Source organism: Nonomuraea sp. NPDC003754 (genome assembly GCF_053605785.1).
This window is the reverse complement of the sequence record NZ_JBSGJX010000023.1, coordinates 107290-127079: the sequence shown is the minus strand read 5'-3', so window position 1 is coordinate 127079 and position 19790 is coordinate 107290. Positions and strand designations below refer to the sequence as shown.

General features: G+C 70.7%; 19 protein-coding genes and 1 riboswitch. Of the genes, 13 read left to right on the top strand and 6 right to left on the bottom strand.

Annotation, left to right across the window (positions count from 1 at the left end; translation table 11 throughout):
- The first annotated feature begins 290 nt into the window (after positions 1-290).
- Genes ACWEVS_RS27130 through ACWEVS_RS27115 form a run of 4 tightly spaced genes read left to right on the top strand, consistent with a single transcriptional unit; the run spans position 291 to position 8191 of the window.
- Positions 291-1790 carry a TIGR02677 family protein gene (locus ACWEVS_RS27130; protein WP_452553930.1) on the top strand — a complete coding sequence of 500 codons (1500 nt, stop codon included), beginning with the start codon at positions 291-293 and terminating at the stop codon, positions 1788-1790.
- Entirely contained in the window at positions 1783-2973 is a 1191-nt protein-coding gene (locus ACWEVS_RS27125; protein ID WP_452553929.1) for a TIGR02678 family protein, read from the top strand. Before ACWEVS_RS27130 ends, ACWEVS_RS27125 begins: the two co-directional genes overlap by 8 nt.
- Positions 2970-6995 carry a TIGR02680 family protein gene (locus tag ACWEVS_RS27120; protein ID WP_452553928.1) on the top strand — a complete coding sequence of 1342 codons (4026 nt, stop codon included), beginning with the start codon at positions 2970-2972 and terminating at the stop codon, positions 6993-6995. The genes ACWEVS_RS27125 and ACWEVS_RS27120 overlap by 4 nt, the downstream gene beginning before the upstream one ends.
- A complete protein-coding gene (locus ACWEVS_RS27115; RefSeq protein ID WP_452553927.1) occupies positions 6992-8191 on the top strand; it encodes a TIGR02679 family protein in 1200 nt (399 codons plus the stop codon). Before ACWEVS_RS27120 ends, ACWEVS_RS27115 begins: the two co-directional genes overlap by 4 nt.
- Positions 8192-8209: 18 nt before the next feature.
- Here ACWEVS_RS27115 and ACWEVS_RS27110 read toward each other — a convergent pair whose 3' ends face one another.
- Positions 8210-8794, bottom strand: coding sequence for a DUF1707 SHOCT-like domain-containing protein (locus tag ACWEVS_RS27110; RefSeq protein ID WP_452553926.1), 585 nt, complete (start codon positions 8792-8794; stop codon positions 8210-8212).
- Positions 8795-8872: 78 nt separating this feature from the next.
- Between ACWEVS_RS27110 and ACWEVS_RS27105 the strand changes: the two genes are divergently transcribed.
- The 7 genes from ACWEVS_RS27105 to ACWEVS_RS27075 all read left to right on the top strand — a co-directional run bounded on the left by ACWEVS_RS27105 (position 8873) and on the right by ACWEVS_RS27075 (position 13723).
- The gene (locus ACWEVS_RS27105) at positions 8873-9076 is read left to right on the top strand and encodes a DUF5302 domain-containing protein (RefSeq protein ID WP_354913699.1); all 204 of its coding nucleotides are present in this window, start codon (positions 8873-8875) and stop codon (positions 9074-9076) included.
- Between the two features lie 263 nt (positions 9077-9339).
- Entirely contained in the window at positions 9340-9714 is a 375-nt protein-coding gene (locus tag ACWEVS_RS27100; RefSeq protein WP_449917440.1) for a roadblock/LC7 domain-containing protein, read from the top strand.
- Position 9715: 1 nt separating this feature from the next.
- Positions 9716-10519 (top strand): hypothetical protein, encoded by an 804-nt coding sequence (locus tag ACWEVS_RS27095; protein WP_452412568.1) that lies wholly within the window; start codon positions 9716-9718, stop codon positions 10517-10519.
- A gap of 29 nt (positions 10520-10548) precedes the next feature.
- Positions 10549-10920 carry a roadblock/LC7 domain-containing protein gene (locus tag ACWEVS_RS27090; RefSeq protein ID WP_354913693.1) on the top strand — a complete coding sequence of 124 codons (372 nt, stop codon included), beginning with the start codon at positions 10549-10551 and terminating at the stop codon, positions 10918-10920.
- A 24-nt stretch (positions 10921-10944) separates the two neighbouring features.
- On the top strand, positions 10945-11316 hold the full coding sequence (locus ACWEVS_RS27085; protein WP_449917434.1) for a hypothetical protein: 372 nt from the start codon (positions 10945-10947) through the stop codon (positions 11314-11316).
- A gap of 325 nt (positions 11317-11641) precedes the next feature.
- Positions 11642-11776, top strand: a riboswitch (cyclic di-AMP (ydaO/yuaA leader).
- A gap of 159 nt (positions 11777-11935) precedes the next feature.
- Entirely contained in the window at positions 11936-12805 is an 870-nt protein-coding gene (locus tag ACWEVS_RS27080; RefSeq protein WP_452553925.1) for a hypothetical protein, read from the top strand.
- A gap of 45 nt (positions 12806-12850) precedes the next feature.
- The gene (locus ACWEVS_RS27075) at positions 12851-13723 is read left to right on the top strand and encodes an alpha/beta hydrolase (RefSeq protein WP_449917429.1); all 873 of its coding nucleotides are present in this window, start codon (positions 12851-12853) and stop codon (positions 13721-13723) included.
- On the opposite strand, the gene ACWEVS_RS27070 is transcribed toward ACWEVS_RS27075, so the two are convergent.
- Both ACWEVS_RS27070 and ACWEVS_RS27065 read right to left on the bottom strand, forming a co-directional pair.
- The gene (locus ACWEVS_RS27070; RefSeq protein WP_452553924.1) at positions 13680-14438 is read right to left on the bottom strand and encodes a hypothetical protein; all 759 of its coding nucleotides are present in this window, start codon (positions 14436-14438) and stop codon (positions 13680-13682) included. The two genes, ACWEVS_RS27075 and ACWEVS_RS27070, sit on opposite strands and share 44 nt — an antisense overlap.
- A 94-nt stretch (positions 14439-14532) precedes the next feature.
- Positions 14533-14892: a winged helix-turn-helix transcriptional regulator gene (locus tag ACWEVS_RS27065; protein ID WP_452553923.1), complete on the bottom strand. Its 360-nt coding sequence runs from the start codon at positions 14890-14892 to the stop codon at positions 14533-14535.
- Positions 14893-14946: 54 nt separating this feature from the next.
- Between ACWEVS_RS27065 and ACWEVS_RS27060 the strand changes: the two genes are divergently transcribed.
- Positions 14947-15552 carry an NAD(P)-dependent oxidoreductase gene (locus tag ACWEVS_RS27060; protein ID WP_449917425.1) on the top strand — a complete coding sequence of 202 codons (606 nt, stop codon included), beginning with the start codon at positions 14947-14949 and terminating at the stop codon, positions 15550-15552.
- 82 nt (positions 15553-15634) lie between these two features.
- Here the strand turns inward: ACWEVS_RS27060 and ACWEVS_RS27055 are convergent, their stop codons facing one another.
- Positions 15635-16843 carry a DUF4032 domain-containing protein gene (locus ACWEVS_RS27055; RefSeq protein WP_449917422.1) on the bottom strand — a complete coding sequence of 403 codons (1209 nt, stop codon included), beginning with the start codon at positions 16841-16843 and terminating at the stop codon, positions 15635-15637.
- Between the two features lie 22 nt (positions 16844-16865).
- Between ACWEVS_RS27055 and ACWEVS_RS27050 the strand changes: the two genes are divergently transcribed.
- Positions 16866-18440, top strand: a complete 1575-nt coding sequence (locus ACWEVS_RS27050) for a DUF885 domain-containing protein (RefSeq protein WP_452412572.1) — start codon at positions 16866-16868, stop codon at positions 18438-18440.
- 107 nt (positions 18441-18547) lie between these two features.
- Here ACWEVS_RS27050 and ACWEVS_RS27045 read toward each other — a convergent pair whose 3' ends face one another.
- Complete coding sequence (locus ACWEVS_RS27045) at positions 18548-19198, bottom strand: class II aldolase/adducin family protein (RefSeq protein WP_452553922.1); 651 nt, start codon at positions 19196-19198, stop codon at positions 18548-18550.
- Positions 19195-19779 (bottom strand): TetR/AcrR family transcriptional regulator, encoded by a 585-nt coding sequence (locus tag ACWEVS_RS27040; protein ID WP_452412574.1) that lies wholly within the window; start codon positions 19777-19779, stop codon positions 19195-19197. The genes ACWEVS_RS27045 and ACWEVS_RS27040 overlap by 4 nt, the downstream gene beginning before the upstream one ends.
- Positions 19780-19790 lie beyond the last annotated feature (11 nt).

The following is a 19790-nucleotide window of genomic DNA, read 5'->3' as shown; positions in this document are numbered from 1 at the left end:
CGTCGCCACGGACGCGCTTGGCCTGGCTGTCATCATCTGGGCGGCCTCGGTCTCGGAGAACCAGGACGGCGGACCGCGCTTGATCAGGTTGCGAGGAGTCGATCCGACGGTGGCGAGTCGGCTTCAGGTGATCGACCCTGCGATGTATCCGCCCAGGTTGCGGGCGCCCCCTCTGTGCTTTTTCGATAACGCCGGAAGATAGGGGTGGTGTGCTCGGCCGGTTTGTGCCGGTGAGTCGCGGGGAATTCGATATTGTGCGCCGCCGGGTGATGGCATACTGACGTATTGTCATGTCTCATCCGCGTACACAGGTTTTCGCGCACCTCTCTGCCCCCAACGCTTCCATCTATCGCCGCATCATGGCCGTCTTCATGGCCAACAAGCGCCGCTTCGTGGTGCATCTGCGTCCGGAGGACGTAGCGGAAGTGCTGCACGCCGACGGAGGCGAGCCGGTCACGCAGGCGCAAGCGGACGACGCGCTGAAAAGGCTCGACGAGTGGGGCAACCTGCGCGCCGACCCTGACACCGGCCGGGTCACCACGGTCGACGACTTCTACCGCGCCCGCTTCCTCTACCAGCTCAGCCAGGAAGGCGAAGCCGCCGAGCGCGCGCTGGAGCTGTTCGACCGCGAGCTGGGCCGCAGGGGCGAGCTGCAGGCGGTCGCGCTGGAGGACATCAGGGTGCGCCTACGCGCCCTGGCCGGTATGGACGGCGAGCAGGATCCGGCCGTCGTGCACAACCTGCTGCTGGAGATCATGAGCCGTCTGGACAGCCTGGCGGCCAACGCCAGCGCCTTCATGGGCGGCCTGCAGCGCACGATCGATCTGCAGGATGTCGAGGAAGAGGCGTTCCTGGCCTACAAGGACCGGCTCATCGCCTACCTGGAGCGGTTCGTCTCCGAGCTGGTGGTCAAGGCGTTCGACATCGCCGACACGATTCGCGGGCTGACGCATGTGGACGACCTGTTGCGGCTGGCGGCCGAGCGTGAGGCGGCCGACGTCGCGCCAGGTGAGGAGGAGCAGCCGGGTGAGGCCGCTGCGGCGAAGCTGGCCGGGTGGCGCGACCGCTGGTCGGGGCTGCGGTCGTGGTTCGTCGGTGACCGTACGCATCCCTGCCAGGCGGAACTGCTGCGGATGAGGACCCGGCAGGCCATTCCGGAGCTGCTGGCGACCATCAGCGTGCTGCAGGAGCGGCGTTCCGGGCGCAGCGACCGCTCGGCCGACTTCCGCACGCTGGCGCGCTGGTTCGCGCAGTGCCCTACCGAAGCCGACGCGCATCGGTTGTGGCGTGCGGCGTTCGGTCTCACCTCTGCGCGGCACCTGACCGTCGAAGCCGAGGACGACGGCTCCGTCACCTCCGGCACGAGCTGGCTGGACGCGCCGAAGGCGGAGATTTCGGTACGGCTGCGCGCCACCGGCCACTACGCCAAGCGCGGTGCTCCCCGCAGGGTCGTCGACCGCAGCGCGGAGCGGGGGGAACTGGCCGCGTTCGTGGCCGCCGAGCGTGAGCAGACCGAGCTGGCCAGAAAGCGCCTGGCCACCGGCCGCCCCACGCTGCTCAGCGCTTTCCCCGAGCTGGACCCGGTGGAGTTCCGCCTGTTCTTGCGGCTGCTGGGTGAAGCGCTGGCGCTTGGCCCAGGTGAGGTGGCGACCAGGACCGCCGACGGCGCGCTGGAGATCAGGTTACGGCCACGAGACGGTTGGGCGGAGATCCGCACCGAGGAAGGCGTGCTCCGTGGCCCCGACCACGAGCTGACGATCATCGACCGGGTGGCGGGAGTGCATGGCTGAGGAGTTTCATGACGTTCTCGAAGCCGACAGAGAGGAAGGCCGACGCCGGGCCGTCCGCGCGCTGCTGCGCCATCCGCTGTTCACCCCGGCGCATCCGGACTTCCGCCTGGTCCGTACCCACCAGGGCTGGCTGACCGACTGGTTCGCCCGGGAAACCGGCTGGACTGTGCATGCCGACACCGCGGTGGCCAGGCTCCGTAAGATCCCCGCGAGGCACGGCGATGGCACCCGCTCCGCGCAGGTGAAGAAGAACATCCCGTTCAGCCGCCGCCGTTACTCCCTGGCATGCCTGGCACTGGCGGTGCTGGAACGTGCCGACGGGCAGGTCACGCTGGGCTGGCTGGCAGAGCGGATGCTGGCCATCGCCGGTGATCCCGGCCTGGTCGAAGCCGGGATGGTGTTCACACTCGGCACCCGCGAGGAGCGCGCAGACCTGGCCACCGTCGCGGCGCTGCTGATCAACGAGGGCGTGCTCGGCAAGGTTGCCGGAGAGGAGGCGGCATTCGTCAGCGGCGCCGGCGACGCGCTCTACGACGTCAACCGCAAGGTGCTGGCCGTCTTGCTGGTCACCAGGCGCGGGCCGTCCACTGTCGAGGCCGAAGACCTGCACGAGCGGCTGGCAGCGATCACGGAGGATGCGCTACCCGACACCGACGACGGGCGCAACCGGCTGATCCGCCACACACTGACCCGCCGCCTGCTGGACGACCCCGTGCTGTACTACCGGGAGCTGACCGAGGCCGAACGCACCTATCTGGAACGCCAGCGCGGCCCACTGCTCAAGCGGATCACCGAGGGCACCGGGCTCGTCGCCGAGGTCCGGGCGGAGGGTATCGCGTTGCTTGACCCGACCAGAGAGGCCACAGATCTCGGCATGCCGGAAGAGGGCACCGATGGCCACGCTACCCTCCTGCTTGCCGATTTTCTGGCCCGACACCTGCGGATGTACCCGGAGGCGCCGGTGGAGGTCGCTGCGGCGAGGGCGGAGATGGAACGGCTTGCCGTACGGCATCGCGGACTGTGGCGCAAGAACGCCTCGGCGGCCGAGCTGACCGCGGGCGCGATCCACCGCCTGGACGCCTTGGGGCTGATCCACGTCCGCGGCGAGGTGCTGATCCCGCTGCCCGCGCTGGCCCGCTTCGGCTTCGGCGAGCCGACCATCATCGGAAAGAAGAGCGAATGAGCCTCCCCACCGCCGCCACCGCGCGCTGGCAGCCGCTGCGTACCGGGCTCGTGGATCTGTTCTTCTACGACGATCAGGAGTTCTGGTTCCGCGACGGCCGGATCCTGTTCCGCGGCAACAACGGCACGGGCAAGTCCAAGGTGCTGGCGCTGACACTGCCGTTCCTGCTGGACGGCGAGTTGTCGCCGAGCCGGGTGGAGCCCGACGGCGACCCGGCCAAGCGCATGGAGTGGAACCTGCTGCTCGGCGGGCGCTATGAGGAGCGGACCGGGTACAGCTGGCTGGAGTTCGGACGGGTGGTCGGCGACGGTGAGCAGGTCTTCCTCACTGTGGGATGCGGGCTGAAAGCCGTCAAAGGCAAGGGCATCGCCGACCGGTGGTTCTTCGTCACCGATCGGCGGGTGGGGGAGGAACTCTTCCTCATCGGGTCGAACGGGACCGTCCTGACCAAGGACCGCCTCACTGAAGCCATAGGCACGCGCGGCCAGGTCGTCACCCAGGCGTCGGCGTACCGGCGGCTGCTGGACGAGCGCCTGTTCCATCTGGGGGTCGAGCGCTACGAGGCGCTGGTCAGTCTGCTCATCCAGCTCCGCCAGCCGCATCTGACCAAGAAGCCGGATGAGAAGAAGCTGTCCGGCGCGCTCTCGCAGGCGCTCGCTCCCATGGACCAGGCGCTCATCTCGGACGTCGCCGCCGCCTTCCACGACCTGGAGCAGCAGCGAGAGGAACTGGCCGCGCTGCGTGACACCCGCGAGCACGTGGACCGCTTCCTGTCCCGTTACCAGCGCTACGCGGCGGTCGCCGCGCGCAGGCAGAGCCGAGGGGTACGGCTGGCGCACTCGGCCTACGAACACGTCAACCGTGATCTGTCCACGGTCGCCGAGTCGATCGAGCGGGCCACGCGTGAGGAGGCCGAGAGCGCCGAACGCCTGGAGACGGCGGCCACACTGCTGGCCGAGCAGCAGGCCGTACGGGAGGAACTGGCCGGAGACACCCGCATCAAGGACCTCGACACCGCCGAACGCTACGCCGACGAGGCGGACAAGGCGCTGGCCGCCGCCGCGGAGGCGGTCGAGACGGCACAGGCCACCGTGGCCAAGCGGCGCGGCAAGCACGCCGAAGCGGTGTCCGAGGCCGGCCTCGCCGAGCAGGCGCTGCTGGCCCGCACCCAGGAGGCCGCGCCGCCGGCCGAACGCGCCGGCCTGGCCACGGTGCATGGAGAGCTGCTGGCCGCGCTCACCGATCCGGTCGCCGAGGCCCGCGCCCGCGCCGCCGTGGACACCCGCGGACAGGCCGTCGCCCACGTGGCCAAGCTGGCCGAGACGGCCGCGGCCCGTGACCGGGAGGTCATCGCCGCACGCACCCTGCTTGTCCAGCGGGAAGGCGAGCGTGACCGGGCGGCGGAACGGCTGGAGCAGACGCGCGCCGAGGTGGCCTCGGCCTGCACCGCGCATATAAGCGCCTGGCGGCAGTACGGCCTCAGCCTGCGCGAGATCGCCCTGCCCGATCCCGACGACCTCGACCTGTCCGGCTGGGCGCAGACCTTGGCAGGGTCGCATCCGGCTGGGGCGGCGCTGCGGGAGGCGGCCAGTCGCGCCGCCCGGGAATTGGCGCACGCCGTCGCGGCCGCCACCCAGCGCTTGGAGCACCGCCGCGGCGCGCTGGACGAGCTGGCCGCGGAACGAGACCGGTTGGCCGCGGGTGAGCTCGCCCGGCCGCGCGTGCCGTACACGCGGGGTGAAGGAGTGCGGGAGGGACGGCCGGGCGCGCCGCTGTGGGCCCTCGTGGACTTCCGCGAGGAGGTCGGCCCGCGCGACCGCGCGGGACTGGAGGCGGCGCTCGAAGCCTCCGGCCTGCTGGATGCCTGGGTCACTCCGGAGGGGAGGCTGCTCGACCCGCACACGCACGACGTGATCGCGCTGCCGGGTGAGCCGGTCGGCACCTCGCTCAGCCGCGTGCTGGTCGCCGGCGACGACGCGGCGCGTGCCGTACTGGACGGCATCGGATGGGGGGAGCAGCCGGGAACCTACGTCTGCTCCGATGGGCGGTGGCGGCTCGGGCCGCTGCACGGCGCCTGGGCCAAGCCGGATGCGGAGTACGTGGGCGCGGCCACGCGGGAAGAAGCCAGGTTGCGGCGGCTGGCCGAGTTGGCGACGCTCATCGCCGCGGCCGAAGAGCAGGTCGACGCCGCTCGGCAGGCGGTCGCCGGCCTGACCGCGCGCCAGGACAGGCTCGCCGACGAGCTGACCGATCATCCACTCGATGACCAGCTCAGGTCGGCGCACGCCGCCCTCGCGGGAGCCGAGGAACGGCACGCGGAGACCGGCACCGCCGTCGAGGAGCAGGCCGAGCAGCTGCGCTGGGCCGAAGACGACCTGGCCGCGGCACGAGCCGACCGCGATCGTGCCGCGGACGATCTCGCCCTGCCCGCCGATCTCAGCGACCTGGCCCAGGTCAGGGAGGACCTGGCCACCTACCGGCAGGCGCTTACCGAGCTGGTGGCGGCCGGACGGTCGCATGCCGCGCGGCTGGCGGAGGTCCAGACGTGGGCCGAGGAACTGGCCATCGCGGAGGGCACGCTGCGCCGGGCGGAGGAAGGTGAGCGCGAGGCCGCCAGGCGGGCGGCGCAGGAGCGCGCCAGGCTGGACACGCTCCGGGAGGCCATCGGCGCCTCGGTCGACGAGCTGCGTGAACGCCTCGCCGTGACCAGGACCCGCATCAATGAGCTGACCGCCGAGATCAAACGCCTGGACGGCGCGCACAGGGACGCGGTCACGGCCCGCGCCAAGGCCGAAGGCCGTCAGGAGCAGCTCCAGACGAATCTGGCGGAGGCCGTGGCCACCCGCGAGCAGGCGATCGACGCTCTGCGCCGCTTCGCCGACACCGGGTTGCTGGAGGTGGCCTGCCAGATGGAGCAGTCCGGCTCATGGGCGCCGGACCCGGCGGTACGGCTCGCGCGCCGCGTCGAGCAGGCGCTGTCTGAGGTCGACGACTCCGACGAGGCGTGGCGACGGGTCCAGGACGAGATCACGCGCCGCTACAGCGAGCTGTCTGAAGCGCTCACCCGGCACGGACACCACGCCGTCGCCGGACTGTCGGACTGGTTCACGGTGATGATCCAGTTCCAGGGCAGAGAACGGCCGCCGGGGGAGCTGACCGCCCTGCTGTCCGCCGAACTGGACTACCGGGAGCGCACCCTGACCGCGCGCCAACGCGAGATCGTCGAAGAGCACCTGGTCAACGACGTGGCGGCGCATCTGCAGCAGCTCATCGCCGACGCCGACATCCAGGTCGCCGAGATGAACAAGGAACTGGAGGAGCGGCCCACTTCGACGGGGATGCGGCTGCGCATGTCCTGGATGCCGGACAAGGACGCCCCCGCAGGACTTCCGGAGGCCCGCGCGAGGCTGCTGCGGCAGGGCGCCGAACTGTGGTCGCCCGCCGACCGGGCCGCGGTCGCCGACTTCCTGCAGGCCCAGATCGAGGCCGAGCGTGCCAAGGACCCGCACGGCACGTGGGCCGAGCACCTGCGCAGGGCACTGGACTATCGCGCGTGGCATACCTTCGTCATCGAGCGCTACCAGGATGGCCGCTGGCGGCCGGCCACCGGGCCGGCCTCGGGCGGCGAGCGGGTGCTGACCGTCTCGCTGCCGCTGTTCGCCGCCGCCTCCTCGCACTACCGCTCCGCGCATCCGCACGCGCCGCGCCTGGTGACGCTGGATGAGGCTTTCGCGGGAGTGGACGACGACGCCCGTGCCAAGTGCCTCGGCCTGCTCACCACGTTCGACTTGGACGTGGCGATGACCAGCGAACGCGAGTGGGGGTTCTACGCCACCGTGCCCGGTATCGCCACGCACCAGCTCGTCCGGCGTGACGGGATCGACGCGGTCCACGTGACCACCTGGGAATGGGACGGGGTTCGCGCGGAGACTGTCGAACGCGACGCCTCCGCTCGCACTCCTCGCGAGTCGGCGGGGGACCAGCCCGTGGCGAGCGAGCCGGAGGAAGACGGCCTGTGGTGAGCGACCCGGCGCGGCTGCGGCGCACCCTGGGCGCGGTCGGACTCGCCCGCGTCGTGGCACGCTTCGCCGAGCGGCTGGAACACGGCCGTGACCTTTACGCGCCACTCGTCCTTCGCGAACCCACCGACGCCGAGCGCCGTGCCGTCGCCGCTCTGCTCGGCCGCCGCGATCGTGGCGGGAGCGGCACGCTGAGCGTGGATCCGCGGGCGCTGGAGTCCATGCTCGCTCGCGCCGGGATCTGCGACGACCTGCGGGACGCGGTGCAGGCCTTGACCGGGGCTGTGCCGATCCGCGCTGACGTGCTTGCCCAGGAGGAGGATGCCAGGGCTGAGCTGCATGCCGTACTCGCCGGGTGCCGGCATGCGGGCGAGCCGTGGTTCGACGCGTGGGTGTCGGCGCTCCGCGCCGACGGCACCCTGACCAAGGCGGTACGGCAGGGCGGGACGCTCATCCGCCGGGCGCGTGCGGTGCTCGACCTCCTGCCGACTGCGACTCTGCCTATCAGCGTGCTGGCCGAGCAGGCCACTGGCGATACCAAAGCGCTGTCCGGGACGCCACTGGCCAGGTTGGTGATGCGCGCTCTGGCCACCCGCGAGAGCACGCCCGTGCCCGGCTCGGCGCGCGAACGGCGCGAGCTGTGGGAGTCCGCGGGGGTGATCGTGGACGACTTGGCCAGCCAGGTGCTGGTGCTTGGGATACGGGCGACAGGCTCGCCGCTGGCGGAGTGGCTGACCTCCGCCGCCGACCACGCCACGCCGTTCCGGATCACCTTGTACCAGCTTGTGGCCATGCCGCTGCGGGTCACCTCGCCCGAGGTGTACGTGTGCGAGAACCCCGCGGTGCTGCGGGCGGCAGTGAGGACCACGACCGCGCCGCTGATCTGCACCGAAGGCGTCCCCTCACTGGCCTGTGCGCGGCTGCTGGAAGGCTTGGCCGGACGTGTGTGGTGGCGGGGCGATTTCGACTGGACCGGTCTGCGGACCACGGCCGCGGCCATCACCCGCTTTGGTGCCGTGCCGTGGCGGATGGATGTGCCCACCTATGTCGAGGCGTTGGGTCGGGGCGAGTCCGAACAGCTGAAGGGCGCCGTCGTGCCGAGTCCGTGGGAGCCTGAGCTGGCGCGGTGCATGACGGCTGCCGGGCGGGCTGTGATGGAGGAGCGGCTCCTCGCGGCACTGGTCGGTGACTTGCGGTGACCGGGTTGAGGGCGGTGGCTATCGCTGCTTGCGGCGCTTGCGGCGGACGTCGACGCCGCCCCAGAACGCGAACCCGGTGACCCTGATCCGCGGCGCGCCCGGTGCTCCGGCGCCGCTGGCGGCGTGGTCGAAGCCGCCCATGATGCCGATGCCGGTCACGTCGACGTCGGCGTCGTCGGGCACGACGATCTCGACCCCGCCCATCACGGCGAACGCCCTGATCGTGATCTCCCCGCCGGTCAGCACGGCCTCGCGCAGGTCGATCTTGCCGCCGCCCCAGAAGGCCACCGTGGTGAACAGCCGGGGCGCCCGCCAGATGCCTTTGCGGTGGTATCCGCCCATGACGGCGATCGCCACCCCGCTCTCCTTGCCCGGCGCCGTCGAGGCGGCGGGGGAGTGGACGGTGGTGGGCAGGTCGTGGGTGAGGAGGTCGAGCTCCGCGTAGGTCTTGGCGGAGTAGACCTGGTCGAGGCGCTCGTGGAACTCCTCCATGCCCAGCCGCCCGTCTCCCGCGGCGGCGCGGAGGATCTCGGCGGTGCGTTCGCGGTCGAGGTCGGCGGCGCGCATGTCCTGGGGGTCACGGTCGGGCAGGGGGGTGCTCATGGGTAAAGCGTAGACCGGTTTCACGTGGTGCGCGGGGTCGTGCGAAGCTGTCAGTGTCCCCAAGACCAGGAGGTCCTGATGGCTGAAACACCGGCGGAACCCGAGCCGATCGAGGCTCCCGAGGATGAGCTGAAGCGGAAGTTCCGCGAGGCGCTCGAGCGCAAGAACAACGCGCACGCAGACTCGGTCGCGGGCGGGCAGGGGAAAGGCCCCTCGAAGATTCACGGTGCCCACGGTCCCGCCTCGAACAAGCGGACCTTCCGTCGTAAGAGCGGCGGCTGACGCCACGACGTCGAAGGGAGGGTACGGCACCTGCCGTACCCTCCCTTCTTTTTCCCGCATTGTGGCGCTGAGCTGCGGAGATGCGGCTGGTGGGAGAATGTGAGAAACATTCTCAATAGCGCCTGGCGGAATAGCCTTGCCACTCTGGAGAGCTTTTTCGCTCCTCTAGCTATAAATATCCATAACCGCCGTCTTCTCCGTCTTTTTGGGGGCTCCTCCGCCTCCTACGCTGTCCCGGTCAGCGCGACGGTGAGGGAGGTCTCGTGCTGGGACTCGATGACTGCCTGGCCGAGGTCATGGCCATACCCGGAGCGCTCGACGCGATGGTGGTCGAGCACACGAGCGGCATGGCGGTGGTCGCGAACGGGAGCGAGGGCCTGGACGCCGAGCGCTCCGCGGCGGCGCTGAGCGAGGCACTGCGCCACACCACGGACGGGCTCGCCCAGACCTCCCCCGATGGAACGATCCGGATCGACGAGATGCTCGTCACCACCGACAAGGGCCACCATCTCGTGCGCCACGTGGTGACGCCGTTCGAGGGCCCGCTGGTCATCTACGTGCGGCTGGACAAGGAGCGGGCCAACCTCGCCTTGGCCCGCTACCGCCTGCAGGCCATCTCAGGACAGTTGACCTCGTGACATGCCGGCACTGGACACGCTGCTCGCCGGGCTGGCGAGAGAACGCTCGACGGGCGCCCTGCGGGTGGGGCGGGCCGGCGCGATCTTCATGGACGCCGGCCGGGTCACCTACATGGAGTGCGCGGACACGCCGAGGGCCGAGGACGTGCTGATGGCCAGCGGCAGGGTCTCGGCGCCCGCCCTGCGCAGGGCCCAGCGCGAGGGCGGCGCGCGCCTGGTCGACTACGGCATGCTCACCAAGGGCGAGCTGCAGCACTGCGTGCTCGGCGCGGTCCTCGACGCGGCGTACTTCCTCCTGCCGGTCACCGGGACCAGGCCCAAGTTCCGGCCCGGCGAGCGGCACTGGCTCGGCTCCCACTGGTTCTTCGAGGTCGAGGAGATCGTCCGCGAGTGCGGCAGGAGGCGGGCCCAGCTGGAGCGCGTCTGGCCGTCGGCGGACGTGGACACCGCCCCGGTCGCGCCGGTCAGGCGGCCGCCGGGCCACCGTGTCGTGCTGAGCGACCTGCAGTGGGAGATCCTCGTCCACGCCGACCGCGCGGCCACCCCCCTGGAACTGGCCATGAGGCTCGGCCGGCCCGGCTACGCGACGCTGCTGGCCGTACGGCGGCTGGCGGCGGCGGGGCTGCTCACCCGTCCGGAGGGTACGGCGCCGCCGCTGCCGCGACGGGTCGACCGGGTTCCGGAGGCCGGGCCGCGCCACGACCCCGACGCTCCTGCTCTGCCCCTGGGGCCCGTGGTGACCGCGGACCCGACCGACGTGAACCTGCTGTTGCGGCTGAAGAAGGCGCTGGAGGAGCTGTCGTGAGGTTCCCCTCACTCAGAAGGAGGCCACCGGTGGAGCTGCGGGACGAGGTGCTGAAGGAGATGATCCTGTTGCGCGAGCGTACGCCCGACGTCAGCGGAAGCATCGCCTGCAGCGTGGACGGGCTGACCATCGCCAGCGACCTGACGGGCGGCAACGTCGAGCAGACCGCCGCGCTGTCGGCGGCGCTGCTGGCCCTCAGCAGACGCATGGCCGTCATGGCCGGCAAGGGTGCCCTGGAGGAGACCCTCATCTCGGGCAGCGCGGGCTTCGCCGCCTTCTACACGGCCGGCCCCACGATCGTCCTCACAGTCCTGGCCGAGCCCGGCACCAATCTCGGGCTGCTGCGGCTGGAGGGTCGCAAGACGGCGGCGAGCGTCGCCGCCATCGCATCGCGAAAGTGACTCGCATTCACACGGAGGAAACGCATGGCCAGCATGGACGTCTCTCTCAAGGAGATGATGGCGATCGACGGCGCGCTCGGGGCCGTCGTGGTCGACTACGGCAGCGGCATGGCGCTCGGCGCCCTCGGCGGCTCCAAGGACCTGGACCTGCAGGTGGCCGCCGCGGGCAACACCGAGGTCGTCAAGGCGAAGATGCGCACGATGGAGTCGCTCGGCCTCAAGGAGGTCATCGAGGACATCCTCATCACGCTGACCGGTCAGTACCACATCATCAGGCCGATGACCGGCAGGGGCGGCAAGGGACTCTTCCTTTACCTGGCGCTGGACCGCACCAGGGCGAACCTGGCGCTGGCGCGCCACCAGCTGCGCGGCATCGAGGAGAAGCTCGAGGTCTGACGGACCACGCCCCGTGTCCGCGGCGCGGCGGGCACGGGGCGTGCCGTACGACCGGCCCGCGCCTTCTTCAGCCGTGTGTACTCCGGCTTTACCCCGGCGCCGCTGCCGATTTCATGATTTTTATCCCCTTGATCGGCTTTCCTGCCGCGCCCGCGCAACCCGTTGTTTTTCAGGGGTTTCCGCGCTCTCCGCGCCTGCTGAATCGTGACGATAAAGGGTAGATCCTCTTTCCGATTCATGGGTTTGCTTTTGCCTTTGGGGTGATTTGCCCATAGAGTCCTTTGCGTTACCGAGCGGTGACCGTGCTCTTCACCAGGGAAGAGTCGGCCGGTCGGCGCCGAATCCCGCGACTGCGGGAACCGGGGACCCATCTCTTTGGGGTGAATCCGGCCTCGTGCCGGTAGGGCATCTCCACGCCCGAACCCGTCAGCTAACCCGGTAGGCGAGATGGAGAGGACACCACCCTTGTACGACAGCCCCCCGAACTGAGCGGCGCTTCCCCCCGCTTCCTTTCGCGCTCTGTCTTTTCGCGTAGCGACTGCTAGGCCCATGCCCGGCTACGCCTTTGCCTGATCTTCATGTGAGCGCGGATTTCCTATCCCTCGCACAAAGGACTTTCATGACCCGCCGCTTTGGCATGCGCGCTTCCGCCCTGCTCGTCACCACCGCCCTCGCCGTCGGTTCCGGCGCCGCCGCCGCTCTCGCCGAGCCCACGGAGCCCGACCTCGCCCGGACCACCCAGCAGCGGACCCTCCTCCAGGGAGGCACCACCGCCTCCTACTTCTGGGACGACTCCTCCGGCCGCGCCGGCGACACCGGCCTGCCCGCGAGCGGCATCTCGATGCGCAAGGGCCTGGCAGCCAGCCCGAGCTGGCCCCTCATGACCGAAGGCTACGTCGTCTACAAGGGTAAGAAGGCCCCCTTCTTCGTGGGTGACCGTGGTCCTGGCGTGCCCTCCAGCAGCGGCGTCATGCTCGACCTCGACGCCAAGACCTTCGCCTACCTCACCGGCGGCGAGTTCAACTCCGACACGCTGATGGTGAACGGCAACGGCGGTCAGGGCCACATCAAGGTCCAGTACGTCATCACCAAGTGGGGTGACGGCGTGGGCAAGAAGAACCACCCCGTCGCCTTCTCCACCGGCGCGTGGGGTCGTATGGACCACAACCCGGCCAAGCCGCCGGTCGACTACCTGGCCCTGGCCGAGAAGAAGAAGGCCGAGGCCGCCAAGAAGGCGCAGGCCGCCAAGAAGGCCGAGCTGGTCGCCGCCCGTGAGGCGGACGAGCAGGAGTCCAAGGGGACGACGGCCGCCGCCGCGTCGGTCAGGCCCGCCTCCTTCGACGGCCCGGTGCGCACCACCGCCGCCCGGAGCGCGACCGAGGACGACAGCCACACCGGCACCGCGCTGGCCCTCATCGGCGGTCTCGCGATCGTCGGCGGCGTCGGCTACCTGGGCCGCGACCACCTGCGCAAGGTCGTCTCCCGCTGATCTCCCTCTTGTCGTCATGCGAAACAGAATGAGATTCTGCTTCGCATGACGCTCATGGCGCGCGCCAACGGCATCGACATCGCCTACGACCCCATCGGTGACCCCCAAGACCGGCCCCTTCTGCTGATCATGGGGCTCGGCTCCCAGCTCGTCCACTGGGACGACGAGTTCTGCGAACTGCTCTCCAGGAGGGGCCACCACGTCGTCCGCTTCGACAACCGCGACGTGGGGCTCTCCACCCACTTCCGCGAGGCGGGCGTGCCCGACCTCACCCCCGGCGCGGCGGCGCCGTACCTGCTGAGCGACATGGCCGGCGACGCGGCGGGCCTGATGGACGCGCTCGGCTGGCCCGCCGCGCACGTGGTGGGCATCTCGATGGGCGGCATGATCGCCCAGGCGCTCGCCATCGGGCACCCCGGCAGGGTGCTGACGCTGACCTCCATCATGTCGACGCCCAGCCCCGAGGCCGGGCCGCCCACCCCCGAGGCGATGGCCGCGCTGTTCGGCCCGCCCGCCGCCGACCGGCAGGGCGCGATCGAGCGGGCCCTGGAGGTCTGGTCGGTGATCGGCTCGCCCGGCTACCCCCTCGACCGCGAGCGCGTCGCCCGGCTGGCGGGCCTGGCCTTCGACCGCGACCACGATCCCGCCGGGACCACCAGGCAACTGGCCGCGATCCTCGCCTCAGGCGACCGTAGCGAGGGGTTGGCGGGCGTGCGGGTGCCCACCCTGGTGGTCCACGGCGAGGCCGACCCGCTGGTCCAGGTCTCCGGCGGCCGGGCCACCGCCGCCGCGATCCCCGGCGCGCGGCTGATGACCTTCGAGGGCATGGGCCACGACCTGCCCCGCCCGCTGTGGGAGCAGGTCATGGACGCGATCACAGATCTTCAAGCGCGCTCCGCAGCCGCCGCAGCAGGCTGAGGTCCGCCGGTTCGTGCCGCATCTCGGTGCCGGGCGGCGCGGGGACCCGCTTGGGCAGCGCGGGCGCCCTCCTGGGCTTGACGAGCAGGTCGGCCGCCGCCAGTTCCCGTACGGCGAGCAGCACCGTGTAGGCCGTGGTGTCCAGCCGCCTGGCCAGTTGCAGCGGTGTCGCGGTGCCGTCGGCGTGGACCAGCACCTCCCACTGCCGGGCGCTCAGCGTGACGCGATCGCCCGGCAGGCGGGAGACCGGGACCACGGGCGCGGCGTCGAGCTCGTCCGACGGCCAGACCTCGTCCAGCCGGGTGCTCCTGCGGACGCATTCGGCGATGAGCTCGTCGACCTCGAAGTGCCAGTGCGGGCCCAGCCAGTGGCGCTCGCTCGGCTGGAAGGTGGGCCGGGCGGCGTCGGTGCCGAAGAGCACGAGCGCGGCGTCGAGCACCGCCCTGCGCAGCTGCTCGGCCAGTTCGTCGCGGCTCAGCAGGCCTTCGCCGAACAGCGGCTCGCCGCCCTCGCGCCGGGTCACCGCCCGGTCCACGTCGGCCCGGCTCACCCGCCCGCCGCCGGTGAGCAGCTCCTCGATGCCGGGCGTCTCGGCGCTCTCCATGTAGGTCACCTTGCCCTCGAGCAGGTAGACCACCCCGGAGCCGCCCACGCGCAGGGCGCCGGACGAGCACACCCCCGCCAGCCCGGTGAGGAGGCTTTCCAGCGGACGCACCGAGTCAGGCTATGAAGGCGCGGGCCGTACGGGAAGAGACCGGTGGTGGATATCTTCATCCCGGGCGGAGAAACTTTTCTCCGGGGAGTAAGGATCACACCACGTGATCGGCTGCCTCCCGGCTGTTGAGGATGAGGTGGACGTTCCTCTCCGCCCAGCGGGTGACCTCGGCGAGCGGCTGGTGCAGCGAGTGGCCCAGGTCGGTGAGCGTGTACTCCACCCTGGGCGGCACCTCGGCGTAGACCTTCCTGGTCAGCAGCCCGTCGTACTCCATGGCCCGCAGTGTCTGGGTCAGCACCTTCGGGGTGACGCCGCCGATGCGATCGCGCAGCTCGGTGAAGCGCATAGGCCCGCGGGACAGGCTCAGCAGGACGAGGACCGACCACTTGTCGCCGATGCGGTCGAGGACCAGTCGGGTCGGGCAGTTGGGGTCGAAGGCGTCGCCAGTATCCATAAGGTACCTATAGCACGATGAAGTAACCAGTATCCAATGGATACTATCGATGTCATGAAGAAGATCCTGGTTTTCGGCGCCACCGGCATGATCGGTCAGCGCATCGTCACCGAACTCGTCAACCGCGGCTACGACGTCACCGGAGTGAGCAGGTCGGGCCCGGTCAAGGGCGACGTCACGCAGGCGGCCGAGCTCGCCGCCGGCCACGACGTGGTGATCTCGGCGATCGCCCCGCCGCGCGACGGCACCGAGCCCGAGGCGCCCTTCCTCGCCGCCACCAGGGCCCTGATCGACGGTGTCCGCGAGGCCGGCGTCCGGCGCCTGATCACCGTGGGCGGCGCCGGCGGCCTCGAGGTGGCGCCCGGCCTCGACCTCGTCGACACGCCCGACTTCCCGCAGATCTACAAGAAGGAGGCGCTGTCCCAGCGGGCCGCGCTCGGGCTCTACCGGGAGGTCACCGACCTCGACTGGACCTACGTCGCCCCCGCCGCGATCATCCAGCCGGGGGAGCGCACCGGCACCTTCCGCCTCGGCGGCGACCGGCTGCTCGCCGACGAGCAGGGCAACAGCGTCATCAGCGCTGAGGACTACGCCGTGGCCGTCGCCGACGAGATCGAGAAGGCCGAGCACGTGCGGCGCAGGTTCACCGTCGCCTACTGATGAAAAACGTGGCCGCTGGACTGCCGATACGGCGCTGACCTGCGAAAAGAGCGGCTCGGCAGTCTGATGGCCACGTTTCTCATCAGTACTGAGGCTCGTCGGGCAGCAACGCCTTCTCGTCGGGCTTGTGGACCAGGACGGTCTCGACGTACGAACGGACGGCGGCCGGGAGCCCCATGTCGCTCCCGGCCTTCTCCGACAGGAACCAGCGGTGGTCGAGCACCTCGTGGAAGAGCTGCGCGGGCTCCAGCTTGCGCCGCAACTCGTCGGGAATGGCCTCTATCGTCGGCTGGAAGACCTCGGCCAGCCACCTGTGGGCCACGATCGCCTCGTCCTCGTGGCGCAGGCCCTTGGCCACGCGGAAGCCGTCGAGATCGTTCAGCAGCCGCCGGGCCTGGTTCTCCTCGGTGTCGAGCCCGGTCAGGCGCAGCAGCCTGCGCTGGTGGTGACCGGCGTCCACGACCTTGGGCCGGACGATCAGCCGCCCGGTGCCGACCTTGCGGCGCACCATCATCTCGGCCACGTCGAAGCCGAGCAGGTTGAGCCGGCGGATGCGGTTCTCCACCTTGTGCCAGTCGACCTCCTCGATGATCTCGTCCTGGGTGATCTCCTCCCAGAGCCGGTGGTAGCGCGAGGTGATCTGCTCGGCGGTGTCGTACGGGTCGATCGACGGGTGCAGCAACCCACCCGCCTCCAGGTCGAGCATCTCGCCGAACAGATTGGTGTAGGCGACCTCGATGTCCTGTAGCCGCTGACCCTCGCTGATCATCGGGTGCATCTCGCCGGTCTCCGCGTCGACCAGGTAGGCGGCGAAGGCGCCCGCGTCCCTGCGGAACAGCGTGTTCGACAGCGAGCAGTCGCCCCAGTAGAAGCCGTTGAGGTGCAGCCGCACCAGCAGCACGGCCAGCGCGTCCAGCAGCCTGGTGAGCGTGTCGGGGCGCAGCGTCCCCGACATGACGGCCCGGTAGGGCAGCGAGAACTGCAGGTGCCGGGTGATGAGCGCGGAATCGAGCCCCTCATCCCTGCCCGTCACGTACGCCACGGGCTCGACGGCCGGAGCGTCGAGCCTGGCCAGGTCCCACAGCAGCCTGTACTCCCGCTTGGCGTACCGCTCGCTGATCTCCTTGATCGCGTACACCTTCCCGCCCAGCCGGGCGAAGCGCACGACATGGCGGGAGATGCCGCGCGGCAGGTCCACCAGGTGACGGGCGGGCCACTCCGCGAGCGGCAGCTCCCACGGGAGTCTGATGAGGTCGGGGTCGCCGAGGGCGCCGGTGATCTGTAGCGGCATTTGACCAGGATATGGTGCGAGCGTGGACGAGTTTCTGACCTGGTACTTCAACCGTAACCCCGTCTCCGCCACCCTTCTCGGCGCCGAGGGCCACGACCGGACGCTCGGCGACTACACCGAGCAGGGCCTGCTCGCCTACGAGCGCGAGCAGGCGGCGTGGCTCGAACGGCTCGCGACGTGGGAGACCCCCACGCTCGACGACGAGATCGACCGCGACCTGGCCGCCTCCCACCTGCGCGGCGAGCTGGCGCTGGCCACCTGGCCGTGGTGGCGCCGCGACCCCACCGCCTACCTCGGCGGGATCTTCTCCTCGCTGTTCGTGCCGTTCCAGCGCGCGCTCAAGCCCGAGCACGAGCTGGTCGAGGCCGCGGTGGCCCAGCTCGGCGAGGTGCCGGGCGTGCTGGCGGCCTGCCGTACCAACCTCGACCCCGACCTGGCCTCCGACCTGCAGGTGCAGCGCGCCCTCGGCCAGGCGCGCACGGCCAGGGGGCTGGTCACCCGCACCATCCCCGCGATGATCGCCGACGAGGCGGCGCGCGCCAGGTTCCTCGCGGCGGCCGAGCCCGCCGCCGACGCCTTCGACGCCTTCGTCACCTTCCTGGAGAACTTCACCGCGGGCGGCACCTGGCGCATGGGGGAGAAGCTCTACTCCACGCTGCTGACCGAGAAGGAGCTGCTCGGGTACGGCGCCGCGGGGCTGCACGAGCGCGGCAGGCAGCAGGTCGCGCTGCTGGACGGCCAGATGCAGGAGGCGGCGCGCAGGTTCGACGGTTCCGCCGACTGGCGCGCCGCGCTGGCGATCCTCGCCGACGACCACCCGCCGACCCTGGAGGCCATGCGCGCCGAGTACGAGGCGGAGACCCAGAGGGCCAGGGAGTTCGTGCGCGAGCGCGATCTCGTCACCTTCCCCGAAGGCGAGGAGTGCCTGGTCCTGCCCTCGGCGGAGTACAACAGGCCGATCCTGTCCGTCGCCCACTACATCGCGCCGCCGCCGCTGACCAGCTCGCGGCGCGGCTACTTCTTCGTGCCCTACACCCCCGACGGCTTCACCGACGAGCAGGTACGGCAGCGCCTGCGCACCAACAGCCGCTTCCAGATGCCCGCGATCTCCGTGCACGAGGCCTACCCGGGACACCACTGGCACCTGGCGCACAAGGCGGGCAACCCCAGGACCATCCGCAAGGTGTTCAGCACGCCCTACTTCAACGAGGGCTGGGGCCTCTACGTCGAGAAGATGATCAGTGAGCAGGGGTACTTCGACACCCCGGCCACCGAGCTGGGCTTCCTCGACGCGCGCATCTTCCGCGCCGCCCGCATGGTCGTCGACACCGCCCTCCACTGCGAGGACATGTCGATCGCCGACGCCGAGGCGTACATGCTGGCCAACTCCTCGCTCTCGCCCGAGACGGCCAAGGGCGAGGTCAACCGCTACTGCGCCTGGCCCACGCAGGCGCCCTCCTACCTGACGGGCGCGCTGGAGATCGACCGGATCAGTGGCGCGTTCACCGGCTCGCTGAAGGAGTTCCACGACCGGATCGCGGGCTCGGGCAGCCTGCCGCTCGGACTGGCGGAGAAGGCCGCGCTCGGACGGGCGTGAGGCGACGGCGGCGGTCACGGCGAGCCCGTGACCGCCGCTCCCGTCGGCGAGGGCGGCGCGGGACCGCCGTCCGTGCCGGTGAGCGCGGCCCGTGACCGCAGGGTCCGTCAGCGAGGGCGGCGCGGGAACGTCGGGGGGTTGAGCGAGCGCTCGACCACCGCCGCGAGCTGCTCGTCGGTGAGCACCACGGGCTTGCCGACCGACAGCCCGCGCACGTAGACCTCGCACAGCCACTCCAGCAGCCGGGCCGCCTCGAAGGCCTGCTCCATCGTGGCGCCGATGGTCACCCCTCCGTGGTTGGCCATCAGCGCCGCCTGCCTGCCCTCCATCGCGGCCCTGATGTTGGCGGCCAGCTCGGGCGTGCCGTAGGTGGCGTACTCGGCGACCCTCACCGCGCCGCCCAGCAGCAGCGCGTTGTAGTGGACGGGCGGCAGCTCGGTCATCGTGGTGGCCACCACGGTCCCGAACACCGAGTGCGTGTGCACGACGGCCCGCGCCGCGGTCGAGTCGTAGATCGCCAGATGCATGGGCGTCTCGGACGACGGCTGCAGGTCACCCTCCACCAGGTGACCCTCGACGTCCACGACCGGGCACATCTCCGGGGTCAGCCGGTCGAGCGCGGCACCCGCGGGGGTGACCGCCACCAGATCGCCGTCGCGGGCGCTCAGGTTGCCCGACGTGCCGAGCACCAGGCCGAGCTCGACGGCTCGCCTGCCGTACTCGCAGATCTCCCGCCTGAGGAGGTCGACGGCGCTCACAATGCCTCCAGCGTCGTGATCATGATGCGCTCCATCTCGGCCCGGCCCAGTTGATCAGGGTAGAGCAGCGCCCGCAGGCTCAGCCCGTCGACCAGGGCCAGCAGCCGCTCCGCGGCCACGTCGAGGTCGCCGTCCGCGCCGATCTCACCCTCATCGCGCGCCTGCTCCAGCAGAAGCCGTACGGCGGCGCGCAGCTCGGCCGCCTCGGCGCGCTGCACCTCGGCCAGCCGGTCCACCGCCAGGCTCCGGCTCCAGAAGCTGATCTCGAGCCGCGTCTCCTGGTCGCGCTCGTCGTCGAGGGGCAGGTTGTCCAGCAGCACCTCGCGCAGCGCCGCCAGGCCGGTCAGGCCCTCGACCCGGCGGGTGATGCGCTCGCGGATGCGCTGGTGCGAGTGGCGCAGCGCCGACAGCAGGATCTCGTCCTTGTCGGTGAAGTAGTGGCCGAGCACGCCGTTGGACAGCCCCGCCTCCTTCGCGATGGCGCGGCTGGTGGCGGCGTCGATCCCGTCGCGCACGATGACGGTGCTCGCGGCGGACAGCACCTCGCGGCGGCGCTCGTCGTGGTCAACGATCTTCGGCATGCCTCCAGCAT

What these genes read in the sequence shown, in the direction of transcription:
- ACWEVS_RS27105 (WP_354913699.1), top strand. Translation starts at nt 8,873, where the DNA reads ATGGCTGAAACACCGGCGGAACCCGAGCCGATCGAGGCTCCCGAGGAT.
- ACWEVS_RS27095 (WP_452412568.1), top strand. Translation starts at nt 9,716, where the DNA reads ATGCCGGCACTGGACACGCTGCTCGCCGGGCTGGCGAGAGAACGCTCG.
- ACWEVS_RS27080 (WP_452553925.1), top strand. Translation starts at nt 11,936, where the DNA reads ATGACCCGCCGCTTTGGCATGCGCGCTTCCGCCCTGCTCGTCACCACC.
- ACWEVS_RS27065 (WP_452553923.1), bottom strand. Translation starts at nt 14,892, where the DNA reads ATGGATACTGGCGACGCCTTCGACCCCAACTGCCCGACCCGACTGGTC.
- ACWEVS_RS27130 (WP_452553930.1), top strand. Translation starts at nt 291, where the DNA reads ATGTCTCATCCGCGTACACAGGTTTTCGCGCACCTCTCTGCCCCCAAC.
- ACWEVS_RS27110 (WP_452553926.1), bottom strand. Translation starts at nt 8,794, where the DNA reads ATGAGCACCCCCCTGCCCGACCGTGACCCCCAGGACATGCGCGCCGCC.
- ACWEVS_RS27085 (WP_449917434.1), top strand. Translation starts at nt 10,945, where the DNA reads ATGGCCAGCATGGACGTCTCTCTCAAGGAGATGATGGCGATCGACGGC.
- ACWEVS_RS27055 (WP_449917422.1), bottom strand. Translation starts at nt 16,843, where the DNA reads ATGCCGCTACAGATCACCGGCGCCCTCGGCGACCCCGACCTCATCAGA.
- ACWEVS_RS27040 (WP_452412574.1), bottom strand. Translation starts at nt 19,779, where the DNA reads ATGCCGAAGATCGTTGACCACGACGAGCGCCGCCGCGAGGTGCTGTCC.
- ACWEVS_RS27075 (WP_449917429.1), top strand. Translation starts at nt 12,851, where the DNA reads ATGACGCTCATGGCGCGCGCCAACGGCATCGACATCGCCTACGACCCC.
- ACWEVS_RS27060 (WP_449917425.1), top strand. Translation starts at nt 14,947, where the DNA reads ATGAAGAAGATCCTGGTTTTCGGCGCCACCGGCATGATCGGTCAGCGC.
- ACWEVS_RS27120 (WP_452553928.1), top strand. Translation starts at nt 2,970, where the DNA reads ATGAGCCTCCCCACCGCCGCCACCGCGCGCTGGCAGCCGCTGCGTACC.
- ACWEVS_RS27125 (WP_452553929.1), top strand. Translation starts at nt 1,783, where the DNA reads ATGGCTGAGGAGTTTCATGACGTTCTCGAAGCCGACAGAGAGGAAGGC.